The sequence below is a fragment of the Achromobacter sp. SLBN-14 genome, from assembly GCF_006715415.1.
Taxonomy (GTDB): domain Bacteria; phylum Pseudomonadota; class Gammaproteobacteria; order Burkholderiales; family Burkholderiaceae_B; genus Achromobacter; species Achromobacter mucicolens.
The window spans coordinates 3,773,690-3,796,240 of the sequence record NZ_VFNE01000001.1; the positions used below are offsets into that span (position 1 = coordinate 3,773,690).

The 22,551-nt window shown below is 68.9% G+C and carries 24 protein-coding genes; 9 read left to right on the forward strand and 15 right to left on the reverse strand.

What is annotated here, in order from left to right; genetic code table 11:
• The first annotated feature begins 36 nt into the window (after window positions 1-36).
• The 3 genes from FBY20_RS17090 to FBY20_RS17100 all read left to right on the forward strand — a co-directional run bounded on the left by FBY20_RS17090 (window position 37) and on the right by FBY20_RS17100 (window position 4,084).
• Window positions 37-558, forward strand: a complete 522-nt coding sequence (locus tag FBY20_RS17090) for a sigma-70 family RNA polymerase sigma factor (protein ID WP_142053604.1) — start codon at window positions 37-39, stop codon at window positions 556-558.
• Entirely contained in the window at window positions 555-1,526 is a 972-nt protein-coding gene (locus FBY20_RS17095) for a FecR domain-containing protein (RefSeq protein ID WP_142053606.1), read from the forward strand. Before FBY20_RS17090 ends, FBY20_RS17095 begins: the two co-directional genes overlap by 4 nt.
• A gap of 95 nt (window positions 1,527-1,621) precedes the next feature.
• A complete protein-coding gene (locus tag FBY20_RS17100) occupies window positions 1,622-4,084 on the forward strand; it encodes a TonB-dependent receptor (protein WP_142053608.1) in 2,463 nt (820 codons plus the stop codon).
• Here FBY20_RS17100 and FBY20_RS17105 read toward each other — a convergent pair.
• From FBY20_RS17105 to acnA, 3 genes are read right to left on the reverse strand one after another with little or no spacing between them, the layout of a single operon-like run.
• Window positions 4,081-5,130, reverse strand: a complete 1,050-nt coding sequence (locus FBY20_RS17105) for a lactonase family protein (protein ID WP_142053610.1) — start codon at window positions 5,128-5,130, stop codon at window positions 4,081-4,083. The genes FBY20_RS17100 and FBY20_RS17105 overlap by 4 nt on opposite strands.
• A gap of 49 nt (window positions 5,131-5,179) precedes the next feature.
• On the reverse strand, window positions 5,180-6,076 hold the full coding sequence (locus FBY20_RS17110) for a GntR family transcriptional regulator (RefSeq protein ID WP_142053612.1): 897 nt from the start codon (window positions 6,074-6,076) through the stop codon (window positions 5,180-5,182).
• Entirely contained in the window at window positions 6,073-8,703 is a 2,631-nt protein-coding gene (gene acnA / locus FBY20_RS17115; RefSeq protein ID WP_142053614.1) for an aconitate hydratase AcnA, read from the reverse strand. Before acnA ends, FBY20_RS17110 begins: the two co-directional genes overlap by 4 nt.
• Window positions 8,704-8,792: 89 nt before the next feature.
• On the opposite strand from acnA, the gene FBY20_RS17120 reads away from it, so the two are divergent.
• Complete coding sequence (locus FBY20_RS17120; protein ID WP_142053616.1) at window positions 8,793-9,776, forward strand: tripartite tricarboxylate transporter substrate binding protein; 984 nt, start codon at window positions 8,793-8,795, stop codon at window positions 9,774-9,776.
• Between the two features lie 35 nt (window positions 9,777-9,811).
• Here the strand turns inward: FBY20_RS17120 and FBY20_RS17125 are convergent, their stop codons facing one another.
• Window positions 9,812-10,462, reverse strand: coding sequence for a 2OG-Fe(II) oxygenase (locus FBY20_RS17125; protein ID WP_142053618.1), 651 nt, complete (start codon window positions 10,460-10,462; stop codon window positions 9,812-9,814).
• A gap of 148 nt (window positions 10,463-10,610) precedes the next feature.
• Between FBY20_RS17125 and FBY20_RS17130 the strand changes: the two genes are divergently transcribed.
• Window positions 10,611-11,300 (forward strand): HAD family phosphatase, encoded by a 690-nt coding sequence (locus tag FBY20_RS17130; RefSeq protein ID WP_142053620.1) that lies wholly within the window; start codon window positions 10,611-10,613, stop codon window positions 11,298-11,300.
• A 94-nt stretch (window positions 11,301-11,394) separates the two neighbouring features.
• Window positions 11,395-11,913 carry an MgtC/SapB family protein gene (locus FBY20_RS17135; protein WP_056326273.1) on the forward strand — a complete coding sequence of 173 codons (519 nt, stop codon included), beginning with the start codon at window positions 11,395-11,397 and terminating at the stop codon, window positions 11,911-11,913.
• A gap of 66 nt (window positions 11,914-11,979) precedes the next feature.
• Here the strand turns inward: FBY20_RS17135 and FBY20_RS17140 are convergent, their stop codons facing one another.
• The 8 genes from FBY20_RS17140 to FBY20_RS17175 form a co-directional block, all read right to left on the reverse strand.
• Window positions 11,980-12,726, reverse strand: coding sequence for an SDR family oxidoreductase (locus FBY20_RS17140; protein ID WP_056326277.1), 747 nt, complete (start codon window positions 12,724-12,726; stop codon window positions 11,980-11,982).
• Window positions 12,727-12,768: 42 nt separating this feature from the next.
• On the reverse strand, window positions 12,769-13,137 hold the full coding sequence (locus FBY20_RS17145) for a cupin domain-containing protein (RefSeq protein ID WP_056326280.1): 369 nt from the start codon (window positions 13,135-13,137) through the stop codon (window positions 12,769-12,771).
• 101 nt (window positions 13,138-13,238) lie between these two features.
• The gene (locus FBY20_RS17150) at window positions 13,239-14,048 is read right to left on the reverse strand and encodes an AraC family transcriptional regulator (protein WP_142053622.1); all 810 of its coding nucleotides are present in this window, start codon (window positions 14,046-14,048) and stop codon (window positions 13,239-13,241) included.
• A gap of 16 nt (window positions 14,049-14,064) precedes the next feature.
• On the reverse strand, window positions 14,065-14,457 hold the full coding sequence (locus FBY20_RS17155; RefSeq protein ID WP_142053624.1) for a VOC family protein: 393 nt from the start codon (window positions 14,455-14,457) through the stop codon (window positions 14,065-14,067).
• A gap of 60 nt (window positions 14,458-14,517) precedes the next feature.
• Complete coding sequence (locus FBY20_RS17160; protein ID WP_142053626.1) at window positions 14,518-15,519, reverse strand: formylglycine-generating enzyme family protein; 1,002 nt, start codon at window positions 15,517-15,519, stop codon at window positions 14,518-14,520.
• Window positions 15,520-15,679: 160 nt separating this feature from the next.
• A complete protein-coding gene (alkB, locus tag FBY20_RS17165; RefSeq protein ID WP_062839703.1) occupies window positions 15,680-16,339 on the reverse strand; it encodes a DNA oxidative demethylase AlkB in 660 nt (219 codons plus the stop codon).
• Window position 16,340: 1 nt separating this feature from the next.
• Window positions 16,341-17,054: a 2OG-Fe(II) oxygenase gene (locus FBY20_RS17170; protein WP_142053628.1), complete on the reverse strand. Its 714-nt coding sequence runs from the start codon at window positions 17,052-17,054 to the stop codon at window positions 16,341-16,343.
• Window positions 17,055-17,132: 78 nt separating this feature from the next.
• Window positions 17,133-18,674, reverse strand: a complete 1,542-nt coding sequence (locus FBY20_RS17175; RefSeq protein ID WP_142053630.1) for a phospholipase D family protein — start codon at window positions 18,672-18,674, stop codon at window positions 17,133-17,135.
• 118 nt (window positions 18,675-18,792) lie between these two features.
• On the opposite strand from FBY20_RS17175, the gene FBY20_RS17180 reads away from it, so the two are divergent.
• Together FBY20_RS17180 and FBY20_RS17185 are read left to right on the forward strand one after the other, a co-directional pair.
• Window positions 18,793-19,368, forward strand: coding sequence for a helix-turn-helix domain-containing protein (locus FBY20_RS17180; RefSeq protein ID WP_142053632.1), 576 nt, complete (start codon window positions 18,793-18,795; stop codon window positions 19,366-19,368).
• Window positions 19,369-19,375: 7 nt separating this feature from the next.
• Window positions 19,376-19,912 (forward strand): GNAT family N-acetyltransferase, encoded by a 537-nt coding sequence (locus FBY20_RS17185; protein ID WP_056326289.1) that lies wholly within the window; start codon window positions 19,376-19,378, stop codon window positions 19,910-19,912.
• A 21-nt stretch (window positions 19,913-19,933) separates the two neighbouring features.
• On the opposite strand, the gene FBY20_RS17190 is transcribed toward FBY20_RS17185, so the two are convergent.
• A complete protein-coding gene (locus tag FBY20_RS17190; RefSeq protein WP_056326291.1) occupies window positions 19,934-20,266 on the reverse strand; it encodes a hypothetical protein in 333 nt (110 codons plus the stop codon).
• A 260-nt stretch (window positions 20,267-20,526) separates the two neighbouring features.
• On the opposite strand from FBY20_RS17190, the gene FBY20_RS17195 reads away from it, so the two are divergent.
• The gene (locus FBY20_RS17195) at window positions 20,527-21,342 is read left to right on the forward strand and encodes an SDR family NAD(P)-dependent oxidoreductase (RefSeq protein ID WP_056326294.1); all 816 of its coding nucleotides are present in this window, start codon (window positions 20,527-20,529) and stop codon (window positions 21,340-21,342) included.
• Here FBY20_RS17195 and FBY20_RS17200 read toward each other — a convergent pair.
• Complete coding sequence (locus FBY20_RS17200) at window positions 21,339-22,094, reverse strand: sulfite exporter TauE/SafE family protein (protein ID WP_142053634.1); 756 nt, start codon at window positions 22,092-22,094, stop codon at window positions 21,339-21,341. The two genes, FBY20_RS17195 and FBY20_RS17200, sit on opposite strands and share 4 nt — an antisense overlap.
• Window positions 22,091-22,507 carry a sel1 repeat family protein gene (locus FBY20_RS17205; RefSeq protein WP_142053636.1) on the reverse strand — a complete coding sequence of 139 codons (417 nt, stop codon included), beginning with the start codon at window positions 22,505-22,507 and terminating at the stop codon, window positions 22,091-22,093. The genes FBY20_RS17200 and FBY20_RS17205 overlap by 4 nt, the downstream gene beginning before the upstream one ends.
• Window positions 22,508-22,551: the final 44 nt, after the last annotated feature.

Sequence of the window (22,551 nt, forward strand, 5' to 3'; positions counted from 1 at the left end):
AAACAATTCCTATTTGCATGAAAGCCGAGGTGCGCCTTGCCTGCGCCGCTAATTCCATCCGCCGACAACGTCACGAAGCTCTATCGCGAACACCACGGCTGGCTCTCGGCATGGCTGCGCAAGAAGCTGGGCAGTTCCTTCGATGCCGCCGACCTGGCGCACGACACGTTCGTGCGGCTGATGGCGGGGCGGCGCCGGGAAGACACCGGCGACGAGCCGCGCGCGCTGCTGGCCCACATCGCCAAGGGCCTGGTGGCGGACCACTGGCGCCGCCGGTCGGTCGAAGACGCCTACCTGGCCGCGGTGGCGCAAGTGCCGCCTGCCGAAGCCCCCTCGCCGGAGGCGCGCGCACTGATCCTGGAAACGTTGCACGCCATCGACGCCGCCCTGCATTCGCTGCCGTCGCGTACACGCGAGGTCTTCCTGCTGTCGCAGTTCGACGGCATGGGCTATGACGAGATCGCCCGGCAGCTTCGCGTGTCGCTCTCGACCGTAAAGCGCCATATGCAGGCTGCTTTCGCCGCCTGCCTGATCGCCTACCAGGCAGATGCGGCATGAACGCGGTCATCGACCCCGCCATCCTTAAAGAGGCGGCCGGCTGGCTGGTGCGCGTGCAGTCCGAGACGCTGTCGGCGGCGGACAGCGCGGCGCTGGACCGTTGGCGGGCCCGCAGCGCCGATCACGAAGCCGCGTGGCAACGCGCCGAGACGATGTTGCGCAGTTTCGGCCAGGTCCCGCCGCACATCGGCGGGCAGACGTTGCGCCAGGCGCACCGCGCCGGGCGCCGGCAGGCCGTGCGGGCGCTGGCCGGGTTGCTGGTGCTGGGACCGGCGGCCTGGATGGGCGCGCGCGAACTGCCCTGGCGCGAATGGCGCGCGGACCTGCGCACGGCCACGGGCGAGCAGCGCCGCATCGCGCTGGCCGACGGCACGCAGCTGGTGCTGAACACGGCCAGCGCCGTGGACGTCGACTACACCCCTGCCCAACGCGTGCTGTGGCTGCGCGCGGGAGAAATCCTGCTCACCACGGGGCAGGATCCCGCGCCCGTGCGGCGCCCCTTCCTTGTGCAGACGACCCAGGGTGTGCTGCGTGCGCTGGGAACGCGCTTCATGGTGCGCGACGAGGGCGCCCGCGTCCGCGTGGCGGTGTACGAGGGCGCGGTCGAGGTCCGGCCTGCCCGGGAAGGCGCAAACCCGTTGGTGCTGGCCGCGGGCGAACAGACCGTCTTTTCCGCCGGGGGGGCCGCCGCGCCCGTCTCCGCCGATCCGCTGGCGGCATCGTGGGCGGACGGGATGCTGGCCGCGCGCAACTGGCGGCTGGCCGACCTGGTGGCCGAGCTGGGCCGATACCGCCACGGCGTGCTGCGCTGCGATCCTGCGGTGGCCGGCCTGCGGGTGTCGGGGGCGTTCCCGTTGAACGACATCGACGCCAGCCTGCGCCTGCTGGAAAAGACGCTGCCGGTGCGGGTGAGCCAAGTGACGCCGTGGTGGATCACGGTCGCCCCGCGCGACGCCGTTACACATTAATCGCCGAACGGCTGACACTTTTTTCCGCTTCGTCCGGTGTACCGGGTGAACCGCCGCGACATGCGCGCCACCCCATACCCACGAAGGATCGCTTGATGGTTTCCCGACTCTCCCGTCCGCCCCGCCTGCCGCGCGGCCTTGCCGTTCTATCGCCAGCGGCGTCGCTGGTCCGGGCCGCCGGCCTTGGGCTGGCGCTGATTGCGGCCACGGGAACGCTGGCGCCGGCGCACGCGGCCGAGCCCGCCGCTGCCGCCGCGCGCAAGTCCTACGCCATCGCGGCCGGACCGCTGGGCGACGTGCTGGCGCAGTTTGCCGCCACCGCAGGGGTGCCGCTGTCGTTCGATCCCGCCTTGGTGGCGGGCCAGCATAGCGACGGGCTGCAGGGCGTGTACACCGTGCGCGAAGGGTTCGCCCGCCTGCTGTCGGGGTCGGGCTATGCGCTGTCGGAACAAGGCGGCGGCGCGTACTCGTTGCGCAAGCTGCCGGTGGCCGCTGGCGAGACCACCGTGCTGCCCGCGGTGACCGTCGCCGGGGCAGGCGTGAGCCCGTCCGCGCTGCCCGCCGAATTTGCCGGCGGCCAGGTGGCGCGCGGGGCGCGTCTGGGCCTTCTGGGCAATCGCGACGTGATGGATACGCCGTTCAATGTCACCAGCTATACGTCGGAATTGCTGGCGAACCGCCAGGCCGTGACGCTGGCTGATGCGCTGACCGTCGAACCGTCGGTGCGCTTTACCGGCCAGATCGGCGGCGTGACCGACTCGTTCTACATCCGCGGCTTTCCGATCGGGGAGGGCAACCTCGGCGAAATCGCCTTCGACGGCGTCTATGGCGTGGCGCCCAACTACCACGTCTTCACCGACTACATCGAACGGGTGGAAGTGCTGAAAGGGCCCGCGGCGCTGCTGTACGGCATGTCGCCCAACAGCGGCGTGGGTGGCGTGATCAACATGGTGCCCAAACGCGCGCTGCCCGAGGACCTGACCCGCGTGTCGGCCGATTACGTCGGCGACTCGCAGTTCGGCGCCCGGGTCGACCTGAGCCGCCGGTTTGGCGACGCTGGCGAGTGGGGCGTGCGGGTCAACGGCATGCAACGGCAGGGCGACACGCCGCTGGACAACATGTCCTCGCGCACGACCATCGGCGCGCTGTCGCTGGATTACCAGGGCGAACGGCTGCGCGCCTCGCTGGACCTGCTGACGCAGCACGAGAAGATCGACGCCCCGACGCGGCCGTTCCTGGTGGCGCCCGGCATTGCCGTGCCCCGCGCGGCGGACGGCCGCCGCAATGCCACGCAGCCGTGGGGATGGTGGAAGTCCGACGGCCAGTCGGCGCTCTTGCGCGTGGAGTACGACATCAGCGACCGGCTGACCGTCTTTGCGGACGCGGGCGGTTCGGACACCGCGGTCTCGCGCCTGTCGGACCAGACGCCCACCATCGTGAACGAGGCCGGCGACACGGTGGTGACGCCCAACAACTTCCGCTTCCAGGTCGACCGCAGCACCTACAACGCCGGGCTGCGCGCCAAACTGGACACGGGGCCGGTGCGCCACGCCGTCAGCTTCATGGGCAGCCTGTACAGCGACCGCAACAGCCAGGCCGGCGTGAACGGCACGCCGCTCACGTCCAACATCTACCGTCCGATCACCCGTCCCGAGCAGCATATTCCCGCGCCGGCCAACGTGCCCAAGGTGTCCTCGTCCGATCTGTCCGGGCTGGCGCTGGCCGACACGCTCAGCATCCTGGACGAGCGCGCGCAGCTGACGCTGGGCCTGCGCCACCAGCGCATCGAGTCACGCAACTTCAATGGCGCGACGGGCGTGCGCACCGTCAGCTACGACGAAAGCGCGACCACGCCGCTGGCGGGCCTGGTCATCAAGCCCTGGCACAACGTGTCGCTCTATGCCAACTACATCGAAGGCCTGAGCAAGGGCGACGTGGCGCCCGCCACCGCCATCAATTCGGGAGAGGTCTTCAAGCCCTACAAGGCCAAGCAGAAGGAAGTGGGCGTCAAGGTGGAGGTGGACAGCGCGATGGTGACGCTGAGCGCCTTCGAGATCACCAAGCCCAGCGGGCAGCTCACGAACGGGGTGTATGCCGCCGACAGCGAGCAGCGCAACCGCGGGCTGGAGCTGAATGTGTCCGGCGAGCCGTTGCGCGGCCTGCGCCTCTTGGGCGGCGTGACGCTGCTGGATGCCGAGCTGACGCGCACCAGCAGCGCGGCCACGCAGGGCAACCGGCCGGTGGGCGTGCCGACCGTCGCGGTCAATCTGGGCGCCGAATGGGATACGCCGTGGGTGACCGGGCTGACCTTGACGGGCGGCATGGTCTATACCGGCCGCGAATACATCAACCAGGCCAACACGCAGTCCGTGCCGTCGTGGACCACGTTCGACCTGGGCGCGCGCTATGCCCTGAAGGTGCAGGGCCGGGACGTCACGCTGCGCGCCAATGTGGTCAACGTGTTCAACCGCGCGTATTGGTCCGGTGTGGCGTCGTACGGCACGATCTCGCAAGGCGTGCCGCGCACCGTGATGCTGTCGGCGTCGATGGACTTCTAAGCGCCGGCGAACACCATGCACACCGGGCTGCCAATGGGCAGCGCGTAGTCGTCATGCGTCAGCGTGCCGCTGGCCGGATCGACGCGAAAGCGTTGCAGCGTATCGCTGTCTTCGTTCAGCGCGAACAGGAACCGGCCATCGGGCGACAGCGTGAAAAAGCGCGGCGTGCGGCCGTGGGTGCGGGCGTGCTGCACCGCCGCGAGCCGTCCGCTGGCCGGGTCCACGCTGAACACCGCCATGCTGTCGCCGCCCCGGTTCGACGCATACAGATACAGGCCGCCCGCGCCGAGCGCGATGCCGGCGGCGCGGCTGTTGCCGGTGTAGGTGTCGGGCAGCGTGGGCAGCACTTGAAAGGGTAGCAAGACCCCTTCCTGCACGGCGTACGCGGTGACGGTGTTGTCCAGTTCGTTGACGACATACAGCCATTGGCCGGAAGGATGAAAGACGGCGTGGCGCGGCCCCGCGCCCTCGCGCGTGGCGACGGCGCTGGCGGGCTGCGCGGCCAGGCCGCGCGCGTCGGCCGCATACAGAAAGACCCGGTCCAGTCCCTTGTCCGGCACCGCGACATACCGGCCCGAGGGGGCCAGCACGTTGAAATGCGGCTTGGAAAACGGCTGTTCCTTGCGGTGCGGTCCCGGCTCGCCGGCCAGCGGCACGGTCTGCGCCACGGCCTGCAACGCGCCGTCCGCCGCCACCGGCAGCACCGCCAGCGTGCCCGTCAGGTGGTTGGACACCATCAGGTAGTGGCCCGAGGGCCCCAACGCGAGGTGCACGGGATTGCGGCCTTCGCATCCTTGCGTGTGCCACGGCGTCAGCGTGCCGTCGCGCGGATCGCGGCGCAGGGCGCTGACCTCGCTGCTGTCGCCATGCACGGTGTAGAGCACGGCAAGGGTGGGGTGCGGCAACAGATACGACGGGTTGTGCAACCCGCCCACGACCTGCTTGAGCGTCAGCGTTCCCGCGCCGGGCGCGTAGTCGTACACGCTGATGCCCTCGCCGCGGGCGTTGCGTTCCCGGGTGGTCCGGGAGCCGATGTAGACATGCATGGCGCGAGCCTCTTTTCTGCCAGTTGAAAACGGCCGCGCCCCGCGCGGCCTACGAAGTCAGGATGCCGCTGATGCGGGCCAGGTTGTCGAGGGTGCTGCGCAGATGGGCGGCCAGCGCGTCGGCCGCTTCGTCGTTGCGCTCGCGTTCCAGCAGGTCCAGGATGGCCAGGTGCTGATCGCAATGCTGCTTGTAGCGGCTGCGGTCCTGCATCGAGCGGTACGACAGCAGGCGGCGCACGCGATTGACGCGTTTGATCGTGTCGATGAAGAACGGATTGCCCGAGGCTTCCACCAGCGACTCGTGGAATCGCACGCCGCGATCGTGCAACTGATCGGCCGTGTCGGTGGCAATGCCGCCCTCGAGCAGGTGCATTTCGGCGGCGCGGCAGCGCGCCAGCACGGATTTGTCGATGTGAAAGCCCGGTTCGCGCAGCGCCGCCGGCTCCAGCGCCAGGCGCAGCCGGTAGGACTGCAGCAGGCTGTCGGGCGTGGTCATCATGGACGAAAACTCCCACCCGTAGCCCGGCCGGCGCTGCGCCCAGCCCTCCTGCGAGATGCGGGCCAGCAGCGCTTGCGTCTGCGCCTGCGTAAGCGCGTAGCGCGTGCGCAGCAACGCTTCGCTGCACTGCATGGGCAATTCGCCGCGCAGCAGATCGTCGGCCAGCGCGAAGTACGTCTGCGTGACGATGTCGTCCGCCGACGGGGGCGTGATGTCCGCGGGGGCGTCGCCCGTCGCGTCGAAGTCGCGCAACAGGAAATACCCGCGGTTGGGCTTGCGCGCCACGACGCCGTGCTGCGCGAGGATGCCCAGCGCATCGTTGACAGGCGACCGCGACAGCCGCAGGCGGTCGGCGATCTGTTGCGCGCGCAGGTGCGCGCCCTCCAGCAGGCGGTCTTCCCGGATCAGGTCCAGGATTTTTGTGACGGTATTGGTTTGCGCGCTCATGGGTGGCGGACGGCCGATGACAGGGTGTCCGACAGGATAGCGGGAATGACGCCGCCCAACTGCAACAGGCGGATCTCCAGCCGCGTTTCGACCGCGGCCGTGGCGGTTAGCGGTTCGGTCCCGCCCTGTGCGCGCAGGACGCGCACCGGGATGGCGGCGCGGGGCGTCAGCGCGGCGGCATCGGCATCGATGTCGATCCGGTCGCCCGCTTCCAGCCGCAGGGTGCCGGGCGTTACGCCGTCCGGCAGGCGCAGCGGCAGGATGCCCATGCCGATCAGGTTGGACCGGTGGATGCGTTCGAAGCTGACAGCCAGCACCGCGCGGATACCGAGCAGGCGCTGGCCCTTGGCCGCCCAGTCGCGCGACGAGCCCGTGCCGAAGCGTGCGCCCGCCACCAGCACCACCGGCTGGGAGGCCTCGGCGTAGTGCGCGGCGGCCTCCCAGATGGGTTCCAGCCTGCCGCTGGGCGCGTGCAGGGTGTGGCCCACGGGCGCCGGCGGACAGAGCAGATTCGTCAGGCTCTTGCTGTAGAACGCGGCGCGCATCATGACTTCCCAATTGCCGCGGCGCGAGGCGAATACATTCAGGTCATTGCGGTCGTCGCCGCGTTCGACCAGGAAGTCCGCGATCAGGCTGTCCGGCGGGATCGCGCTGGCCGGCGACAGATGGTCGGTCGTGACGTCGTCGCCCACCACCAGCAGCGGATACGCGGTGTAGCGGCCAAGCTGGCTGCCCGCCTCGGTGCTGGCAAACGGCGGCCGTTGCAGCGCGGTCGAGGCGGGGTCCCACGGAAATCGGGGCGTGTCGGGCGATTGCAGGGCCTGCCAGGCGGGATTCGCGCTGGCGATCTTGAAGGCTGCGCGATAGTCCTCGGGACGCTGCCCCGCGGCCAGGGCCGCATCGATCTCCGCTTCCGCCGGCCACAGGTCCGCCAGATGCACCGCGCGGCCATCAGGCGTCACCTGAATGGGTTCGCGGCTCAGGTCCCGTTCCGCGTCGCCCGCCAGCGCGAACGCGATGACTAGCGGCGGCGACATCAGAAAGCCCAGGTCCAGGTCGGGATGAATCCGCCCCGTGAAATTGCGGTTGCCGGACAGCACCGCGACGGGGTGGATGGCGCCGTCGGCCAGGGCATCGCGCACCACGGCCGGCAGCGGGCCCGAGTTGCCGATGCAGGTGGTGCAGCCGTAGCCGACGATGTCAAAACCCACGGCGGCCAGGTCGTCCAGAAGACCCGCGCGCGCCAGATAATCGGCGGCGGCCGGCGACCCCGGACCGAGCGAGGTCTTGACCCACGCTGGCGGCCGCAAGCCGGCCTGTCGCGCCTTGCGGGCCAAGAGGCCGGCGGCGGTCAGCAGGCGCGGATCGGACGTGTTGGTGCAGCTGGTGATCGCGGCGATGGCGATGGCGTGGCGGGGCAGGGCCGCGTGCGTGCGCGGCGTGAAAGCCAGCGCGGCAAGAATGGCGCGGGTCTGGCCGTAGGGATGCAGGTCCTGCGGGCGCTTTGGGCCCGCCACGTGCATTTGCACGGCGTCCAGCGCAAGGTCGACCACGCGGGTATAGCGCGGTTCGGCGTGCGGATCCAGCGCGATGCCGGTGCATCGCGCGTAGGCCTCGATGCGCGCGATCTGCGCCTCGTCGCGGCCCGTCTGGCGCAGGTAGGCCAGCGTTTCCCCGTCGATCGGAAAGTAGCCCGTGGTGGCGCCGTACTCGGGCGCCATGTTGGCGACGACGCAGCGGCTGCCGGCGGGCAGCGTGGCCACGCCCGGTCCGAAGAATTCGACGAATTCGCCGGAGACGTGGATGGCGCGCAGGCGCTGCGTGACGGTCAGCGCCAGATCGGTGGCGGTCACGCCCGGCTGTAGCGCACCGGTCAGCCGCACGCCGATCACATCGGGAATGCGCAGCATCGTCGGCATGCCGAACATGACCGTCTGCGCCTCCAGTCCGCCCACGCCCCAGCCCAGCACGCCGATGCCGTTGATCATCGGCGTGTGGCTGTCGGTGCCGATCATCATGTCGGGATACAGCGCGATGCCGTCGGGACCGGGTTGCTGGCAGACCACCGTGGCCAGCTGCTCCAGGTTGATGGTGTGCATGATGCCGGTGCCCGGCGGGTGGATGCGCACATTCGTCAGCGCCTTGGAGGCCCAGCGCAGGAAGCGGTAGCGCTCGGCGTTGCGGCGCAACTCAAGGTCAAGGTTGCATTGCGCCGCGTCGGCGCGCGCATAGGCTTCGACGGCCAGCGAGTGGTCGACCGACACGTCAACCGGCAGCACGGGGTTCAGGACCGCCGGATCGACGCCGGCCTCGGCCAGCGCGTCGCGCATTGCGGCAATGTCGACCAGCGCGGGGGTGCTGGTCGTGTCGTGCATCAGGACGCGGCCGGGTTGGAAGGCGATCTCGGCTTCGCTGGTGCCGTGCGCCAGCCAGCCGAACAGGGCGGCCACGGCGGCGTCGCGCTCGGCGCCCTGCATGTTGCGCAGCGCGTTTTCCAGCAGCAGGCGCAGCACGACCGGCAACCGGAAATAGTCCGCGCCGAACGCAGCCGGCAGGTCCGGGCAGGTGTACCGGGTGCCGTCCTGGGTGAAGTGCGTGCGGCGCAGCGGGGCATTGGTGTTTTCCATAGCTGCCAGTTTTGCATATTGACTGCATAAAATGCAATTAAGGAAAAACCCGGCCGCGCAATGACGCTGGCCCCACCGGAGACAAAACCATGCCCCCCATTCGCATCCTGGCCGCTGCCGCGGCCCTGACAATCGCCGCCTCATCGCCCCTGCACGCCGCAGACCTGCCGGCAAACCGGCCGATCACCTTGATCGTCCCGTTTGCGGCGGGCGGCGGCGTGGATGGCATGGGCCGGCTGCTGGCCGAGCGGCTGCGCAGCGAACTGCCGCAGGGCGTCGTCGTGGAGAACAAGCCCGGCGCCAGCGGCATGCTGGGCGCGGCGGCGGTCGTGCGCGCCGCGCCGGACGGCGGCACGCTGCTGCTGGGGTCGGCCGGCGAGACCGCCATCAATCCCCTCGTCTTCAAGACCAAGATGCAGTACCAGCCCGACAAGGACCTGGCGCCCATTGCGCTGATCGCGCGTGTTCCCAACGTGCTGGTCGCCAATCCCAAGCTGCCGGTCGCCTCGGTCGAACAGCTGGTCGCCTATGGCCGCGCGCATCCCGACAAGCTGACGTATGCGACCAGCGGCGTGGGCAATCCGCAGCACCTGAACGGCGAGCTGCTGCAGTCGCTGGCGGGCATCAAGATGGTTCACGTGCCGTACAAGGGCGCCGCGGCGCAATTGGTGGACGTGGCCGCGGGCAGCGTGGACCTCACCTTCGTCAGCCTGGCGGGCGCCTTGCCCTTCATCAAGAGCGGCAAGGTCAAGCCGCTGGCGGTGACGTCGGCCAAGCGCGCGTCGTTTGCGCCGGACATTCCGGCGCTGGCCGAGTACGCGCCGCTCAAGGACTACGCGCTGGAAAACTGGTTCGGCGTTTTCGTCCCGGCGGGCACGTCGCCGCAGGTGCAGCAAAAGTTGGCAGCCGCCATCGACGGCGCGCTGAAAGATGAGAAATTCGTGGCCAGCATCCGCGAGTTGGGCGGCGAAGTGCAGCCCATGAGCCAGGACGCATTCCGGGCATTCATCAAGGCGCAGACGGCGGTGTTTGCCAAGGTCGTGGCCGACGGCAACATCACGGCCGAGAACTGATCGGGACGCGCGCCGGACCGCTGCGTGGTGTGCGGCTACGGCGCGTCGTGCAGCATCAGATTCAGGCTGACGTGTTCGCCGCTGCGCACGCGGCTGATCGCCTGGCGCGCGGTGACGCGGTAGATGCCCTGCGCGCCCTGCACGGGCCGGTGCGACGTCGCGATCACCGCCGCGTCGCCCAATCCCATCGGCAGCACCAGGGGACGTGACTGCATCCGAGGGCGCTGCTCGGTCATGACCAGTTCGCCGCCCGTGTGGTCAACACCGGGTTCGGACAGCAGGACGATCAGCCGCAGCGGAAATACGCAGGTTCCGTCGGCGTGCTGCAGCAGCGGCTGGTAGCCGTCCGTGGGGGTGCGCTGGAGGGCGGACAGACTGCGCGATTGGCCCGCCTGGCGGTTCATTTGCGTGTAGGCGGCCAGCGTGTCCGGATACAAAGTGTCCAGATCCAGCGCGGCCGCCCAGGCGCGTGCGACCGGGAGCAGGCGGGCATAGAGCTCGGCGCGCAAGCGGGCAAGCGGCGCGGGCAAGGGCGCGGGCAGGGGGCCAGACTGCTCGGACGCCAGCGCGCGCGCGTCGTCCGCCGCGTAGAGCTTGGACAGGATCGTCCAACCCTGCGTGTCCAGGTCCTGGGCAACGCGTGTCCAGTCGTAGTGGCCGAGCGGCCGGGAGGCGGGCGTGGTCATGGTCAGTTGGTGGTCGAAGCGACAGCTTAGCCACTCCCGCCCGCCCGGGCACTCCGCCGCTTGCTGCGTGGCGGCCCCGCCCGCCCGGGGAGGCCGTGGCCGTGCAGTATGCTTACCCGCTTCATGGACACTCCCTTCGCTGCCCCCAATGACTGATTTTCCCTTTGACGCCGTGCTGTTCGACTGTGACGGCGTGCTGGTCGATTCCGAACCCATCACCAGCCGCGTGCTGACCGAGATGCTCAATGAGCTGGGCTGGGGCATCACGCACGCCGAGACGATGGAGATCTTCACGGGCAAGGCGGTCAAGGACGAACTGCCGCTGATCCAGGCGCGTACCGGCGCCACGATCACGCCAGCGTGGTTCGACCAGTTCCGCCAGCGCCGCAACGACGCGCTGGACCGCGACCTGGTCGAGATTCCCGGCGCGCCGCATGCCGTGCGCGCGCTGCACGACGCGCTGAGCGGACGCATTGCCGTGGCCTCGGGGGCGGACCGGCGCAAGGTCGAGCTGCAACTGGTCAAGGTCGGGATTGCCGACTGCTTCGAGGGCCGCGTCTTCAGCGGCCACGAAATGCCGCGCAGCAAACCCTTCCCGGATGTGTACCTGGCGGCCGCGCAGGCGCTTGGCGTGGATCCGAAGCGTTGCGCGATCGTGGAAGACACCGTCACCGGCGCGACGGCGGGCGTGGCCGCCGGCGCCACCGTGTTCGGTTATAGCCCGGGCGAACCCGGCCACAGCGGCGCCCAGGCGCTGCGCAGCGTGGGCGTGGCGCACGTCTTTACCGACATGCGCGCGCTGCCGGCGCTGCTGGCGGGTTGGCAAGCGGCCGCCTGACACGCAACGGCCGCGCCGCACGCGGGCGTCCGGGCGTGGCGGACTGCCGGCCGCCTGCTATGCTCGGTTTCTCCTCGAATCCAAGGACTCGTCGATGTCGCAAATCTGGCTGGAAATCTGGACTGCCGTGCGCACTGAATTTGCCGATATTCCCGATGTGGCAGAGGCAACGCGCATCGTGCTGCGCTTGAGCATGGCCGTCCTGTTGGGCGGCCTGCTGGGTTACGAACGGGAACGCAGCGGCAAGGCGGCCGGGTTGCGCACGCATATGCTGGTCGCGCTGGGCGCGGCCATTTTCGTGCTGGTGCCGTTGCAGGGCGGCATGGACGTCGGCGACCTGAGCCGCGTGCTGCAAGGCGTGATCGCGGGCATCGGCTTTCTGGGGGCGGGCGCCATCATCAAGCTGGGCGCCGAGCGCGAAATCCACGGGCTGACGACGTCGGCCAGCATCTGGATGACGGCCGCCATCGGCGTGGCCGCGGGCATGGGACGCGAGGCCACGGCTGTCGTCAGCACCTTGATGGCGCTCTTCGTGCTGGCCGTGCTGCGGCGCGTCGAAGCGCGCATTTCGGAAAGCCAGGCGAAGCCCGTGATTTCCACGGACGACAAGTAGCCGTCCCGCATTGCAGGCCTGGCCGGATGCCGGTGCCGGCCCGGCACAAGCTTGCCGGGCCGCGCGTTAGCTGCCGCCCGATACCTCGATGAACGATCCGCTGGTATAGCCGGCCTCGTCCGAAAACAGCCACATTACCGCCCCGGCCACTTCTTCCACCGTGCCGCCGCGGCGCAGCGGAATGACGCTTTTCAAGCGGTCCACGCGGCCCGGTTCGCCGCCGCTGGCGTGCATCTCGGTGTAGATCGTGCCCGGGCGCACGCCATTCACACGGATGCCTTCGGGCGCAACTTCCTTGGACAGGCCAATGGTCAGCGTATCCATCGCGCCCTTGGACGCGGCGTAATCCACGTATTCGTTGGGCGATCCCAGACGGGCCGCGGCCGAGGACACGTTGACGATGGCGCCGCCCTGGCCGCCGTGGCGCGGCGACATCCGCCGCACCGCTTCGCGCGCGCACAGGAATGCCCCGACCACGTTGGTGGACAGCACCCGGTGCAGCCGGGCGGCGTCCATGTCTTCGACGCGCATCTGCTTTTCCAGGATGCCGGCGTTGTTGACCAACGCGTCGATGCGGCCCAGGCGCTCGTCCAGCGTGCGGAACATGCGTACCACCTGATCCTCGTCGGCCACGTCTGCCTGGATGGCAACCGCCTTGCCGCCGCCGCGTGCGATCTCGTCCACCACGGCTTGCGCGGCATTGGCATTGGCATGGTAGTTGACGCCGACGGCGTAGCCGCGGCGGGCCGCCAGTTTGGCGATGGCGGCGCCGATGCCGCGGCTGCCGCCGGTGACCAGCATGACTTTGGACATGGTTTCCTCCTGTTGGGGCATCACGTTAGCAAAGCCTGACGCTCAGATCCATACGTCGTTGGGCGCGCGGCGCTCCTCGCCCGCGTCGCCCGTGTTGGCCACGCCGCGCGGCTCGATCAGCATGACTTGTGTTTCCTCCAGCGCACAGGGCTTGTGCTCGACGCCCTTGGGAATCACCGTCATTTCGCCAGGGCCCAGGTCGATCTCGCCGTCCCGCAGCGCGATCCGCAGCCGGCCGGCGATGACGATGAACGTCTCGTCCGTGTCGGCGTGCGCGTGCCAGACGAAGTCGCCCTTCAGCTTGACGAGCTTGAACTGGTAGTCGTTCATCTCGGCGATGACCTTGGGCATCCAGTGGTCGTGGATGAGGGCCAGCTTGGCGGCCAGATTGATGGGGGCGGGAGCGGACATGGCGTTGCCTCGGGATGGGGGAACCCCCACGATACGGCCATGCCGGGCAACGCGTCTTGTACGATCGAGCAGGTTTGCCGGGTTACTGCCGGCGCCGCGCCTCAGGCGTGCAGCATCCGCCGCCAGCGGTCGGGCGCCATGCCGTAAGCCTGCACGTGGCGGCGCGTCAGATGGCTTTGGTCGGTGAACCCGGCGTCGATGGCCGCCTGCGCCAGCGGATGACCCGCGGCAATGAGCCGCCGCGCGAGGTCCAGGCGACGCAGCATCACGTAGCGGTACGGGCTGGTGCCGAACAGGGCGCGGAAATCGCGCGACAGGCTCCAGCGGTCCGTGTCCGCGGCGCGCGCCAGATCATCCAGGGTGATCGGCTGGTCCAGCGACGCAAGGATGTAATGCCGCGCGCGCTCGGCGGCAATGTAGTCAGGCGCGCGCCTGCCCGTCCTGCGCCCCGCGGCGGCGCACAACGCGTGCGCCAGTGCAAACAGCGCGTCGTCTTCCTGCAGCGGGTCGATGGCGTGGCCCGTGGCCTGCAGCAGCGCGCCGCTTGCGGCGTATAGCCGCGGGTCGGCGCTGATGCCGTCGCGAATGAACGGCAGGGCTTGCCCGCCCAGGATCTGCTGGATGAGCGCCGGCTCGATGTAGATCATGCGGTAATGAAAGCCCGCGTCCGTGCCCGCCTGGCCGTCGTGGGCCTCGTCCGGATGCAGCACGATGGTGCCGCCCGGCAGGCTGTGCTGCATTGCGCGCCGATAGTGAAAGCTCTGCACCCCGGCGAGCGTGCGGCCGATGGCGTAGGTGTCGTGGCGGTGCATGTCGTAGCCATGCCCCCCGAAATACGCTTCGATGCGCTCGAGGCGGCTGGTCGGCGCGGCGCGCCGGATCCAGTCGTTGCAGCGCGCATGGCGGGGCATGGCCGCGGGTCCGTGTTCAGCCCGGCTGCTTCAATTGCACCAGCACGAACTCGTTGCCGTACAGGTCGATGAAGTGCGCGTAGGCGGCGGTTTCCTCGTGCACGGGCTCGCGGGTAAAGCGCACGCCCTTGGCCGCGAAGTGCGCATGATCGCGCAGCACGTCGTCCGTGTAGAACACGCCGACCGGCTGGCCGCCGGTCTGGTCGCCCACGCGATCGCGCTGCGCCTGCGTCTGGGCTTGCAGCAGCCACACGCCCACCGAAGGCTGATCGTGCAGGCGCAGGTGCACATAGCGCTGCTGGCCGACAGGCATGTCGACAGACACCTCCATCCCGAGCTTGTCCCGGTAGAAGGCGATGGCGGTGTCGTAGTCGTTTACAAGCAGGACGAGACGGCCCAGCGTGTGCATGTGAGGATTCTCTTCAAATGGATCGTGCGGCCATGCTAACCCACCAGGCAGTCTTTTTCTTCAGTCGGCGGCGTGGGCTTCGCGCACGAGGCGCACGCCGACCAGCGGATAGCGCGTTTCCTGCGTGTTCCAGTTGCGGTACGACGCGCGGGTGTACAGCGCCCAGGTGTGCCAGGAGCCGCCGCGCCGCACGCGCACGTTGCCGGTGTCCGGACCCTGCGGGTCGTCCGTGGGGGACTTTGCGTAGTAGTCCTCGCCGTACCAGTCCGCCACCCATTCCCAGGCGTTGCCGTGCATGTCGTACAGGCCGAATGCATTGGGCGCGTAGCTGGCGACGGGCGCGGTGAAGCTGTTGCCGTCGTGGCGCGGCGAGGCGAAGGCCTGCCATTTCGGCCACAGCGGGCTGGCGTCGGCATCGAAGCCGTTGCCCACGTCCGGCATCGCGGCCGGGTCGTCGCCGTTCTGGTAGCGGGTGCGCGTGCCGGCGCGGCAGGCGTATTCCCATTCGGCCTCGGTGGGCAGGCGGTACACGCGGCCCTCCGTCTTCGTCAGCCACTGCGCCAGCGCGGTGGCGTCGTTCCAGCTGATGTTCACGACCGGGTGATCGTCGCCCTGCGCGAAACCGGGATTGCGCCACGAATACCGGCGGTCACGGCCTTCGAAGGCGTCGCCCGAGGCAGACGTTTCCGGGTCGTAGGCGGCGTTGTAGCCGTAGCCGCCCGTGCCGTCGGCCTCGGACTCCGGCACGTAGCCGGACGCTTCGATGAACCGGCGGAACTGGCCCACCGTGACTTCGGTGCGTTCCAGGTAGAACGGCCGCGTGATGCGGACGGTGTGCACCGGCGCTTCGTCAAAGAGCTGGGCGTGGCGCTCCGGCGGATACTGCGGATAGGCGGCGGCCAGCGCGCGGGGGTCTTCGTCGCTGCCCATCTGGAACGTGCCCGCCGGCACGCGCACGAACGTCATGCCCAGCGAGTTCTCGATGATGTCGGGCGGCGTGGCCGCCAGGACGGGCGCGCAGGTCAGGGTGCAGAAGAGGGCGATGGCGGTGCGGGTACGCATGGGTGTCCGACGGGTTGGGCCAGAGGGTGCGCCATAGTAGGGCCGCCGCGCAGCCGCCGCCAGACATGGTGAACCCTCATGTTGCAGGCATCGGACGGCCAGCATGCGCATCCTGCCAAGTCGCACCAAGGCGTGCGGCCACGTCATGGCCGCCGCGCGCCTAACCCGCCTTGCGAATCGTGAAGTTGATGCGCTGGCTGCCCAGCCGCGGATGCGGCAGGTCTTTCAGCGGCATCACGCCGTGAAACCGCAGGCGGTCCACGCCGCCCCACACGACGACGTCGCCGTGAAACAGCGGCACCCGCGCGGCCCGGTCCGCGCGGTCGTCGCCGCCGAACAGAAACATCGCCGGCATGCCGAGGGACACGGAGACAATCGGCGCGCCGTAATCGCGTTCGTTGCGGTCCTGATGCAGCGACAGCCGCGAGCCGGGCGCGTAACGGTTGACCAGGCACGCATCCGGCGCGAAGTCCGCAAAGCCGGCTTCCCGCGCCGCGTCTTCGGCCAGCTGCCTGAAGGCCTGCGGCATCGCCGGCCAGGGTTGGCCGGACACGGGGTCGATGCGGCTATAGCGGTAACCGCGGGCATCCGTCGTCCAACCCAGCTCGCCGCAATTGGTCAGCGCCACCGACATCGTGTAGCCGCCGGGCGTTTCCATGTGGCGGAACGGGGCCTGCGCGATCACGTCGTCCACGCCGGCCAGCAGCGCGTCCACGGCGGGTAGCGCAAACCCGCGCAGCACCACCGACTGCGCACCGAGCGCCACGCGGCCGTGCTGGGCGGGATCGTCGCCGCCGAATAGGTCCAGGGTCGAGGTCATGTCACACCGCGTCGTGAAAGATGATGCCCAGTGTGTGGCGCCGGCCCGCGCGCAGTTCGCTCACGCCGTGGCGCATGGCCGCCTTGCGCCAGCCGCGCACGCCCGCGACGGGGCGCTGGTTCACCGTGAAGATCAGCGCATCGCCTTGCTGCAAGGGCAGCACGTCGGCGCGCTGCTCGCGGCTGCTGGTCTCGGTCATGACGAATTCTCCGCCCGTGAAGTCCACGCCGGGCGCCGACAGCAAGAGCGCGACCTGCAACGGAAAGACGTGTTCGCCGTACAGGTCCTGATGCAGGCAGTTGTAGTCGCCCGGCCCGTACCGCAGGATCAGCGGCGTCGGCCGGCGCTGTCCGGCCGCGTGGCACCGCGCCAGAAAGCCGGCGTGGTCTGCCGGGTACTGCACGTTGATGCCCATCTGGCGGTTCCAGCGGTTGGCGATGGGCGCTAGCCGGGCATACAACGCGCCGCGCAGCCGGGCAATCGGGCCGGGCAAGGGGTAGCGGAAATACTTGTATTCGCCGCGTCCGAATCCGTGGCGAGCCATCACGACGCGGCTGCGGTAGCGGTCGTCCTGGTCGTACGCATTGGACAGCACATTGCATTGCGCGGGCGTCAGCAGGGCGGGCAGGATGGCATTACCGTGCGCGTCGAGGTCTGCGGCGGCGCGGGTCCAGTCTTGCTGCGCGAGCAAGGCGTCGGCGGGCGTCAGGGTCATGATCGGCAAAAAAAGGAATATCGCTGCGTCCAGTCTACGCCTTGTGCATGCGCCGGCCACTCCGCTTGTTGCGGCCGCCTATAGCAGCGGTTCCAGCGGCAGCTTCGATGCAAACCACACGGTCGCGCGTTGCAGCAGGGTGGCGCCCGGCTCGCGGTCGTGCCGCACCGTCTGGCCGTCGCGTTCCTCCAGCCAATAGAGCTTGCCCATGTCGTCCAGCCGGACGCGGTAGGCGGTGCGGGGCAGCTCCTTGTCGAATGCGTTTTCGATGCCGCGGGCCAATGCAGGGCTGTCGATCACAAAGCCCAGCTCGGTGTTCAGCCGCGCCGAACGCGGGTCGAAATTGAACGAACCCACGAAGACGCGTTCACCGTCCACGGCGAAGGTCTTGGCGTGCAGGCTGGAGCCCGAACTGCCGAAGGGGCCCATGCTTCGGTTGCGCTCGACGCCGTGCGACGCGCGCTTCATTTCGTAGATCTCGACGCCGGCGGCCAGCAGATCCTTGCGGCGCTTGGCGTAGCCGGAATGCACCACCGCCACGTCGGTCGCTTCCAGGGCGTTGGTCAGCACCCGCACCCTGACGCCGTTGCGCGCCATCTTGGCGAACGCGCGCGTGCCGGCGGCGGTGGGCACGAAGTAGGGCGACACCAGCAGCAGATCCTTGGCCGGCACGCCCACGATGTCGTGCAGCTGGTGCGGCAGCATCGCCTCGGGCGGCGCGGTGCCCAGCGTCTTGCGGGGATCGTCACTGACCATGCGTGTCTTCGACCATTCCAGGGGCAGTTCGCCCCTGAGCAACTGGCGGATGAACGGCAGGTCGCGCATGGCCTGGGCATAGGCCGCGGCCTGCGGCGATCGCTCGACCGTGGCGGCATCGGCTTCCAGTTCCTCCAGTTCGTTGGAGGCCGCCTTCTTGACCAGGCCTTCCACGGGATAAGCGGAATCGCTGCACCAGTAGCGGTCGAAATCGGCCGACACGTCGCTGACCGTTTCCCCAATGGCCAGCACGTCCATGTCCGTGAACACGACGCCGTCGGTGGCGCCAAAGTATTCGTCGCCGATGTTGCGGCCGCCGACGATGGTCACCTGGTTGTCGGCGGTGAACGACTTGTTGTGCATCCGGCGGTTCAACCGGTTGAAGTCGGTCAGGTAGCCGAGCGGCTTTGGCCAGCGCACCGCAAACGGGTTATAGAGGCGGACTTCGATGTTCGGATGCCCGTCCAGGGCGGACAGCGTCCGGTCGAGCCCTGCCGTGCCGTTGTCGTCCAGCAGCAGGCGCACGCGCACGCCGCGATCGGCGGCCTCGTGCAGCGCCTCGAACAGCATGATGCCCGTCATGTCGTCGTGCCAGATGTAGTACTGCACGTCCAGGCTGCGCTCGGCCGCGCGCGCCAGCATGATGCGGGCGGCGAACGCGTCCAGGGGGTTGGCAAGGGCATGGATGCCGGATTTGCCGGGATGCGCGGCGGCCAGCGGCGCAATCGCCTGTCCCAGCGGCGTGGTCTGGGCCTGGTCTTCGGGAAGCGCCTGCGACACGCTGCGCTTGTCGAGCGAGGGAAGGGAACAACCGGAGGTCAACGCGCAAAGGATGGTCATGTAGAGGAGTTTGCCCAGTTGCATGACCGCTATTGTGCCGAATCCTGCGCGGGTCCTCCGTAGTGTCCGGCGGCCGAACGAATCGCGCATTGGGGAAACCACGCAGTCGACGGTTTTTCATATACGGGATAAATTCCCAAATATGGAAAACGCAAACGCTTCTGCCGACGCCGGGCTGGACCTTCGTCTTGCCGCCCGGCTCAAAATGCTGCGCCAGGAACGCGCCTGGTCCCTGGACGACCTGGCCGGCCGGGCCGGCATCAGCCGCGCCACGCTGTCCCGGCTGGAGAATGGCGAGGTCAGTCCCACCGCCAGCGTGCTCGGCAAGCTGTGCGCCGCCCACGGCATGACCATGTCGCGCCTCATGCTGTTGGTCGAGGTCGACTTTGCCGCCTGCGTGCCCGAAGCCACGCAGGCCGTTTGGGTGGACGAGAGCGTGGGCTTTACGCGCCGCTCGGTGTCGCCGCCCTCGCAACGCCTGGCCGGCGAGGTGCTGGCTTGTGAATTGGCTGCCGATGCCCGCATCCATTACGAGCAATCGCCCCGGCCCGGTCTTGAACATCACCTGCTGATGCTGGACGGCGAGCTGTCCGTCACGGTGGACGGGCAGGCGCACCGCCTGCTGCCGGGCGACTGCCTGCGCTACCAGTTATTCGGCGCCAGCGCTTTCGTCACCCCGCCGCATCGCGGCGCCCGCTACCTGCTTTTCATCGTCTGAGCCCCTCATGTCCCCTTCAAATCTTGAATTGATCCTGCTGCCGGCCGACGCCGCCGCGGCCGCCGTGTCCGACCTTGCCACCTTGCTGCACGCGTGCGTGCAGGGCGGCGCCAGCGTCAGCTTCGTGCTGCCGTACAGCCATGACGACGCGCAGGCGTTCTGGCGCAGCAAGGTGCTGCCGGCCGTGGAAAGCGGCGGGGTCAAGTTGTGGGTGGCGCGGGTGGACGGGCGGGTGGCCGGTTCCGTGCAGCTGGATGTGGATACGCCGCCGAATCAGCCGCACCGCGCCGAGGTGCGCAAGCTGTTGGTGCATCCGGATTTCCGGCGCCAGGGCATTGCGCGGCGGTTGATGGGCGAGGTCGAGGACATGGCGCGGCGGCTGCATCGCAGCCTGCTCACGCTGGACACGCGCACGGGCGACTCGGCCGAGCCGCTATATGCGTCGCTGGGCTACCAGACTGTGGGGGTGATTCCGGGCTTTGCGCGCGATCCGCTCGACCCGGACAAGGTGGATGGAACGACGATCATGTACAAGCAGCTATGACCGGCGTTCGGGGCGGGGCGATCAGGCCAGCGGCTTGATGCCCACGCTGTAGGGCGGCGCGTTGCCGCGGGCGGCGGCCTTGATCTTCAGCATGGAGCCGCCCGGCGTGAACTCGAATTCCTGGTAGGGCACTTCGAACCACTGGTGAAAACTGGTGCGCGAGAACTCCGGCACCCACACCTTTGCGCGCTTCGCATCGCAGTGGAATTCCACCAGCGTGCGGTCGATGCCCAGCGGGCGGGTGTTGCCGATGCGGTAGCTGACGCGCAGTTCGGCGCGTTCGGCTTGGCCGGGCCGCCAGGTCAGGCCAATGGATTCCATGAAGTGTTCGATCGCCTCAATGCCGCGATACATAGCTGACTCCGAAAGCAGCGGGGGCGGTTGCCCCCGTGATGATCCGCCGCGCAAGGCGGCGGCAAACAGACGGATTATCCGCCATATCGCATTGCCGTAGAAATAGGCAGGTTTCACGCAAGATCCTGCCTGTACGCCCGCGCGGGCGATTCTTACTATCCTGTCCAGGGCCGCGCCGGCCGTGGTTTTGCCAAGCGCGGCGGCATCGGCCGGGCGGCACGGCATCTTGCCGGCCGCCGCAAGCAAGGAAAGGGAATCGCATGAATACCGAAAAAATCTGGTTGGTGACGGACGTATCGGCGGGCCTGGGCATCACCCTGGTCAAAATGCTGCTGGACCAGGGACACAAGGTGGCCGCCACCTCGGGTGATGGCGATGCGTTGCTGGAGGCGGTGGGCGCCAAGCTCGAAGGGCGGTTCCTGCCGCTGACGGTCAACCTGGCCGACGAGCGCGCGGCGCGCCGCGCCGTCGATGCCGCCGTCGCCGCGTTCGGCGGCATCGACGTGGTGGTGAATGGCGCCGGGCAAGGGGTGCAGGGCGCGCTCGACAGGTTGACCGACGCGCAGTTGCGCGGCACGTTCGATACCCACGTGTTCGGGGTGCTGAACGTCATCCGCGCCGTGATGCCGCGCCTGCGCGCGCAGCGCGGCGGGCATGTGTTCAACATTTCGTCCATCCTGGGCTTCGACGGGCGCACGACGGAATGGGGCGCCTACAGCGCTGCCAAGTTCGCCGTCAGCGGGCTGACCGAATCCTTGGCCGCCGAAGCCGCGCCGCTGGGCATCCGGGTTTCGCTCGTCTATCCCGGGGCGATGCGCACAGGCGAATCCGAGGTGTCGCCAGAGCTTTCCGCGCGCGGCGCGCAGGGGTGGGATCAGAGCGGCGATCCGGCCAAGGCGGCGCAAGCGCTGATCGATGCCGCGCAGGCGCAATACGCGCCGCTGCATCTGTTCCTGGGCCGCGATTCCTTCGACCAGGCGCGCAGCAAGATCCAGTCGGTGCAGCAGGAGCTGGCGCGCTGGCGCGAGATGTCGGTCTCGATCGGTTTTGCCGACGCAAGACGGCTGGCCGCCTAGACGCCCAGCAGACCGCGTCCGGCCTGATAGGCGCCCAGCAGCGCCAGGCTGACCATTAAGCACAGCTTGAAGGTGCGTGCGGACATCCGGTTGCGCAGCCGTTGCCCCAAGGCCATGCCGGCCAGCGCGGGCAGCAGCATCAGAAGGGACGCGCTTGCCGCGCCTGCCGTGTAGCCGCCGTTGAGCCACAGCCCCGCGGCAAGCGCGACGGTCGACACTGTGAACGAAATTCCCATGGCCTGGATGAGCGCGTTCTTGTCCAGGTTCAGCGCCTGCAGATACGGCACGGCGGGGATGACGAAGACGCCCGTGGCCGCCGTGATGACGCCAGTAACGGCGCCGGTGGCGATGCCCAGCCAGGGTTCGTGACGGGGCTGCACCATGCGCGGCGCGCCAAACAGTCCCCACCCGGCATAGGCCACCAGCGCCAATCCCAGGCAGATGCCCGCCCACTCGCCCGAAGGCGGACCCAGCCACAGCGCGCCCGCCACCGTCCCGGCGCAGACGCCCGCCTGCATGCCCGCGATCCGGCCAAGCACCGCCCGCAGCGTGACCCACGGCCGCGCCTGCCACAGGTTGGTGATGAGCGACGGCACGATGAGCAGCGCCGCCGCCTGCGCGGGCGCCATCACCAGCGCCAACAGCGCCATGGAAATCGTGGGCAGGCCCAGGCCGACCACGCCCTTGACCACGCCGGCCAGGACAAACACCGCGACAACGGCGGCCAGCAAAACCGGATCCAAGAGATTCATGCGGGCTCGCAGTGCGCGGTCAGCGCATCCTTGGGCCGGCCGAACAAGGCATAGACCACGTCCTGCGACGGGCCCTCCTTCTGGCGGGCGGCGCGCAGCAGCCACGCGCGTCCTTCGCACAGATCGGCGGGCAGCGATGGACCATATAACGCCGGGCCGGCGATCAGGACGACGCCCAGCATCCGTTGCGCGGGCGCGTGGTCCCCGCGCGCCGCGGCGCGCAGCCACGCCAGCATCGCGGCATGATCGCCCTGGGTCTGCGCTTCCAGCGCCAGCGCGTATTGTTGGGCGGGCGTGATGGCGCCGCCAAGGCCGTTGTTCGCTTCGGCCACGCCTGAGGCCGGCAGCGCGAGTGCGATCGCGGCGGCGCCCGTCCAGCGCGCGGCGCGGGTACGCAAGGGTGCGAGGTTCATGTGTTTCGCCTGTTCTGAAGGGGGGTGAACACATTCTGCCGATC

Excerpts from the sequence above, each read along its gene's own strand:
- FBY20_RS17095 (WP_142053606.1), top strand. The coding sequence starts at position 555 with ATGAACGCGGTCATCGACCCCGCCATCCTTAAAGAGGCGGCCGGCTGG.
- FBY20_RS17100 (WP_142053608.1), top strand. The coding sequence starts at position 1,622 with ATGGTTTCCCGACTCTCCCGTCCGCCCCGCCTGCCGCGCGGCCTTGCC.
- FBY20_RS17105 (WP_142053610.1), bottom strand. The coding sequence starts at position 5,130 with ATGCATGTCTACATCGGCTCCCGGACCACCCGGGAACGCAACGCCCGC.
- FBY20_RS17110 (WP_142053612.1), bottom strand. The coding sequence starts at position 6,076 with ATGAGCGCGCAAACCAATACCGTCACAAAAATCCTGGACCTGATCCGG.
- acnA (WP_142053614.1), bottom strand. The coding sequence starts at position 8,703 with ATGGAAAACACCAATGCCCCGCTGCGCCGCACGCACTTCACCCAGGAC.
- FBY20_RS17120 (WP_142053616.1), top strand. The coding sequence starts at position 8,793 with ATGCCCCCCATTCGCATCCTGGCCGCTGCCGCGGCCCTGACAATCGCC.
- FBY20_RS17125 (WP_142053618.1), bottom strand. The coding sequence starts at position 10,462 with ATGACCACGCCCGCCTCCCGGCCGCTCGGCCACTACGACTGGACACGC.
- FBY20_RS17130 (WP_142053620.1), top strand. The coding sequence starts at position 10,611 with ATGACTGATTTTCCCTTTGACGCCGTGCTGTTCGACTGTGACGGCGTG.
- FBY20_RS17135 (WP_056326273.1), top strand. The coding sequence starts at position 11,395 with ATGTCGCAAATCTGGCTGGAAATCTGGACTGCCGTGCGCACTGAATTT.
- FBY20_RS17140 (WP_056326277.1), bottom strand. The coding sequence starts at position 12,726 with ATGTCCAAAGTCATGCTGGTCACCGGCGGCAGCCGCGGCATCGGCGCC.
- FBY20_RS17145 (WP_056326280.1), bottom strand. The coding sequence starts at position 13,137 with ATGTCCGCTCCCGCCCCCATCAATCTGGCCGCCAAGCTGGCCCTCATC.
- FBY20_RS17150 (WP_142053622.1), bottom strand. The coding sequence starts at position 14,048 with ATGCCCCGCCATGCGCGCTGCAACGACTGGATCCGGCGCGCCGCGCCG.
- FBY20_RS17155 (WP_142053624.1), bottom strand. The coding sequence starts at position 14,457 with ATGCACACGCTGGGCCGTCTCGTCCTGCTTGTAAACGACTACGACACC.
- FBY20_RS17160 (WP_142053626.1), bottom strand. The coding sequence starts at position 15,519 with ATGCGTACCCGCACCGCCATCGCCCTCTTCTGCACCCTGACCTGCGCG.
- alkB (WP_062839703.1), bottom strand. The coding sequence starts at position 16,339 with ATGACCTCGACCCTGGACCTATTCGGCGGCGACGATCCCGCCCAGCAC.
- FBY20_RS17170 (WP_142053628.1), bottom strand. The coding sequence starts at position 17,054 with ATGACCCTGACGCCCGCCGACGCCTTGCTCGCGCAGCAAGACTGGACC.
- FBY20_RS17175 (WP_142053630.1), bottom strand. The coding sequence starts at position 18,674 with ATGCAACTGGGCAAACTCCTCTACATGACCATCCTTTGCGCGTTGACC.
- FBY20_RS17180 (WP_142053632.1), top strand. The coding sequence starts at position 18,793 with ATGGAAAACGCAAACGCTTCTGCCGACGCCGGGCTGGACCTTCGTCTT.
- FBY20_RS17185 (WP_056326289.1), top strand. The coding sequence starts at position 19,376 with ATGTCCCCTTCAAATCTTGAATTGATCCTGCTGCCGGCCGACGCCGCC.
- FBY20_RS17190 (WP_056326291.1), bottom strand. The coding sequence starts at position 20,266 with ATGTATCGCGGCATTGAGGCGATCGAACACTTCATGGAATCCATTGGC.
- FBY20_RS17195 (WP_056326294.1), top strand. The coding sequence starts at position 20,527 with ATGAATACCGAAAAAATCTGGTTGGTGACGGACGTATCGGCGGGCCTG.
- FBY20_RS17200 (WP_142053634.1), bottom strand. The coding sequence starts at position 22,094 with ATGAATCTCTTGGATCCGGTTTTGCTGGCCGCCGTTGTCGCGGTGTTT.
- FBY20_RS17205 (WP_142053636.1), bottom strand. The coding sequence starts at position 22,507 with ATGAACCTCGCACCCTTGCGTACCCGCGCCGCGCGCTGGACGGGCGCC.